The 3,410-nt window shown below is 58.8% G+C and carries 3 protein-coding genes and 1 pseudogene; 1 reads left to right on the forward strand and 3 read right to left on the reverse strand.

Annotated features, from left to right (window positions below; genetic code table 11):
• The coding region (locus EN893_RS24840; RefSeq protein WP_245490898.1) for an ABC transporter permease at positions 1 to 871 on the reverse strand (871 nt) is incomplete at its 3' end.
• Positions 872 to 1,039: 168 nt separating this feature from the next.
• Positions 1,040 to 2,143 (reverse strand): substrate-binding domain-containing protein, encoded by a 1,104-nt coding sequence (locus EN893_RS24845; protein WP_127269964.1) that lies wholly within the window; start codon positions 2,141 to 2,143, stop codon positions 1,040 to 1,042.
• Between the two features lie 284 nt (positions 2,144 to 2,427).
• On the opposite strand from EN893_RS24845, the gene EN893_RS24850 reads away from it, so the two are divergent.
• Positions 2,428 to 3,138: a FadR/GntR family transcriptional regulator gene (locus EN893_RS24850; RefSeq protein WP_127269962.1), complete on the forward strand. Its 711-nt coding sequence runs from the start codon at positions 2,428 to 2,430 to the stop codon at positions 3,136 to 3,138.
• A gap of 160 nt (positions 3,139 to 3,298) precedes the next feature.
• Here the strand turns inward: EN893_RS24850 and EN893_RS39450 are convergent.
• Positions 3,299 to 3,410, reverse strand: a pseudogene (locus EN893_RS39450) (L,D-transpeptidase); the annotation flags it as partial.

Consider the following 3,410-nt stretch of genomic DNA (forward strand, 5'->3'; position numbering starts at 1 on the left):
GATGTGGCTTGCCCTTTCCAAGCACGGTTGCGCCAAGGAACACCGCGGCGAAGGCCTCGAGGAGGTAGCCCTCGCCACCGACCGGTTGCGCCGAGGATGAGATAGCGGTCACGATCACGCCCGCAATCCCCGACATCAATGCCGAAAGCACGAATGCGAGGATGACCCATCGATAAACGTTGATCCCGGAGTAGAACGCCGCCATCGGATTGTCGCCGACCGCCGCGATGTAGTGGCCGATCCGTGTCCGCGCTGCGGCGATGAGGGCTACGATGAACACCGCTACCAGGATGATTACGGGCACGCCGACGATTCCGAGCTTACCCTGGCCGAGATAAAGGAATGCGGTTTCGTCGTAGCTAACAGGGACCTGATAACCGCCCGTGATAAAAACGTTGATCCCATCGAGCACGAACATCACACCAAGCGTGACGACAATGCCCGATAGCCGTCCATAGGTCACCAGAAGCCCGTTCACCACACCGATCAGGCATGCGGCAAGCAGAGCAAACACGATTGCAAGCCAAGGGCCGGTGATAGGGATCAGAAAGGCGACGAGGATTGATGACGTCGTCACTGTGAGACCGATCGAAAGGTCAAAGCTCCCCGCGGTCACGACCCAGGTCAATCCCATAGAGACCAACGCACTGACGATCATCGAAAAGAGGATGTTGTTCAAGTTGGAAGCGGTGGCGAAGTAGGGCGAGGCTATGGAAAATCCAACGGCGGCCACGACCAGGACGATGATTGTTCCCCATTGCCTGAGAAACCGCATGACGGCGGGTTCGCGTCTTCCCGCTGGCACTGCGTTGACGGCAGTACCCTTGGCTGTGTTCGCCTTGGCAAGGCTTTCCTGCTCCACATGCGTCACTTTTTAGATTCCAGTCGTTCGTTGATCAGATGCAAGGGTACGGTTCAGTGCCCACGCGATTGCCGTCACCAAATGGATTGGGTCCCGGCACCCTTCGGCACGAGTCGCATTCTGCTGAAAGCGGGGCATACGGCGGCAACGCTCTGCTCGCCGTATGCCAGTTCGCGTCTAGCCGCCGTACTGTTTCAGCAGGGCGATTGCCTGCTCGTCCCAGCTTTTGAGTTCGGCGAGGGCCTCGCTCGCCTGATCCGGCGTCTTGGTGATCACGGGGATGCGGTAGACGATATTTGGCACGTCCTCGCCTCGCGCGAGCTTAACCGCGAGTTCGCCGGTCTTGCGGCCGATTTCAGGGAAGGGCGAGTCGCAGCTGAAGACCACCGGCACCTGCTTGGCCGCCCAGGCTTCAAGGAACTGGGTCGACAGGTAGTGATTGAACAGCGGAACGTCGTCCCTGTTCATCTGTTTCAGCGCCTGCGCCGCGCCGAGCGTGAATGGCCACCACCACGAGATGAAGGCCGCAAGCGAACCAGGCTCCGGATGGGCCTGCAAAAGCGACAGCATGTTCTTACGGCCGACCGAAATCTCATCGGTCGTGCCCTGGCCGCCGTCGATGAAGGGCAGCACCTTCATGCGCGGCTCGTAGCGGCACATGAGTTCGAACATGTCCACTTCCATGTCGAACGGCGTGAAATAACCACGCTGTTCCGCGGTCTGGGCGAAGGTGCCCTGGCGGCCGGTATAGTTCTGAACGAAGTAGCCGAGCGTGGTCGCAGTTCCCCAGACATCGTCCATGACGGCCGGTGAATTCTTGACCGGAATGGTGAAGCCGACCGTCTTGATGCCTCTCTTGTGCGCCTCGTCCGCAATATAGGCGGTTTCGGATTCTTGCGAGTAGATCCCCATCACAAGCGCGTCGATCCCGCGGTCGAGCAGCGCCCGCTCGGCGGACTGTTCGCTTGGCTTTGTCGGCTCGCCGCGAATCGTGACGACCTCGCCTCCGGCATCGAGCACCGCCTTGACGATCTGCCAGCAGCCACGGCGCCACGGCTGATTGAACGGCCCGTAGGTCAGCGGGACGCCAATGCGCACCTTCTTGCCGGCAGCGGGCGGCGTTATTTCCTCGGCGCTGGCAAGTATCGATGTGCTTGCAAGCGCTGCGCCGCCGATCAGACCGCCCACACTCTTCAGAAGAGTCCGGCGATTGAAATCGGTGTATTCGGTGGCCTCTTGTGCAAGCCGGCGTAACCGTTGCGGATCATCAAAAATATTCATGCGCTTCCTCCCGTTTCTCTATCCGTTCTTGCGAAGACCCGACCGGTCACCTCAGCGACTGAGCGTTCTCACGCTTCGGACCGTTGCCGACACGACATCCCAGCGTTCGCGCACCAGCAAGGCGTTGGTACCGCATGCCGCAGTTGCCAATGAACCATATTGCCAGGTTGCCTGACAAGTTAAATCTGCTACTCTGACAAAAGAAAATTCGCGGCAGCGTGGGTACAACAGAGCCACAACGGCTTAGATGTGCCGTCCGAAAGCGACGATGGTTGGAGCACCGTATGGTTTATGATGAAAAGGTTAGACGAGGACCTTCACTTGCCGATTCCGTAGCCTCGAGGATCAGGAGTGACATCACTTCGGGCGCACACGCCAAGGGCGACAAGCTGCCAACGGAGCACGAGCTATCGGAAAAATATGGTGTGAGCCGGCCGATCGTCAGGGAAGCAATCGGCATCCTCAAACGCGATGGACTCGTTGCAACCCGGCAGGGTCTAGGGGCGTTCGTAATCGAGACGAAGGAGATGGCGTTTCGATTGGCCGGTGTTGATCTGACCGATGCATTGGATGTTGAAAACATCATCGAGCTTCTGATGGCGGTGGAATCGGCCGCAACAGCTTTGGCTGCCGAACGGCGCTCAGCAAAGCAGCTTGCGGCGATTGAAATGCAATTGCATGCCATCCAGCGGGCGTTCGACAACGATGAAGCCGGCGTTGAGGAGGATATGGCCTTTCACAGAGAGATCGTCGATGCCTGCGGCAATCCGCATTTCAAGGAAATGTCCAATTTCCTGGAGTCGCATGTACGGAATTTTATCCGAAAGGCTCGCGCCAGTTCGCTGCGAAATGCCCTACTCTCCCAAGTTCAGGAAGAGCATATCGCCATATTCAACGCGATCGCGGAGGGGAATCCACAAGAGGCTCGCAAAGCTGCGGAAAAGCACCTTCGAGGAGCTGCAAATCGACTGTCCTTGCATCTGGGACTGAAGTGAGCCCGTTCCCCTAAAGTGCGCTCCCCAGGGAGATCAGGGTGTGAACGTCCTGCACGGCGCGACGGCAATCTCTGCATGGTCCATGAAGGTTGCTACATTGGCGCCCGCTGAGGAACAGCTAAAGCTCCTCAGGGGGCAAACCTCGTCACGCCCCCGCAGATCAGAAGATCGAATTGGTGATCGCCTTGACCGGTCCAAGCAGCACCGATCCGTCCGGCACGCCGGCGTCGAGCGGAATCGCCTGCCGGTTGGCCGTCGCCACCATGGGTTGG

It is taken from the genome of Mesorhizobium sp. M7A.F.Ca.CA.004.04.2.1 (assembly GCF_004022825.1).
GTDB lineage: Bacteria > Pseudomonadota > Alphaproteobacteria > Rhizobiales > Rhizobiaceae > Mesorhizobium.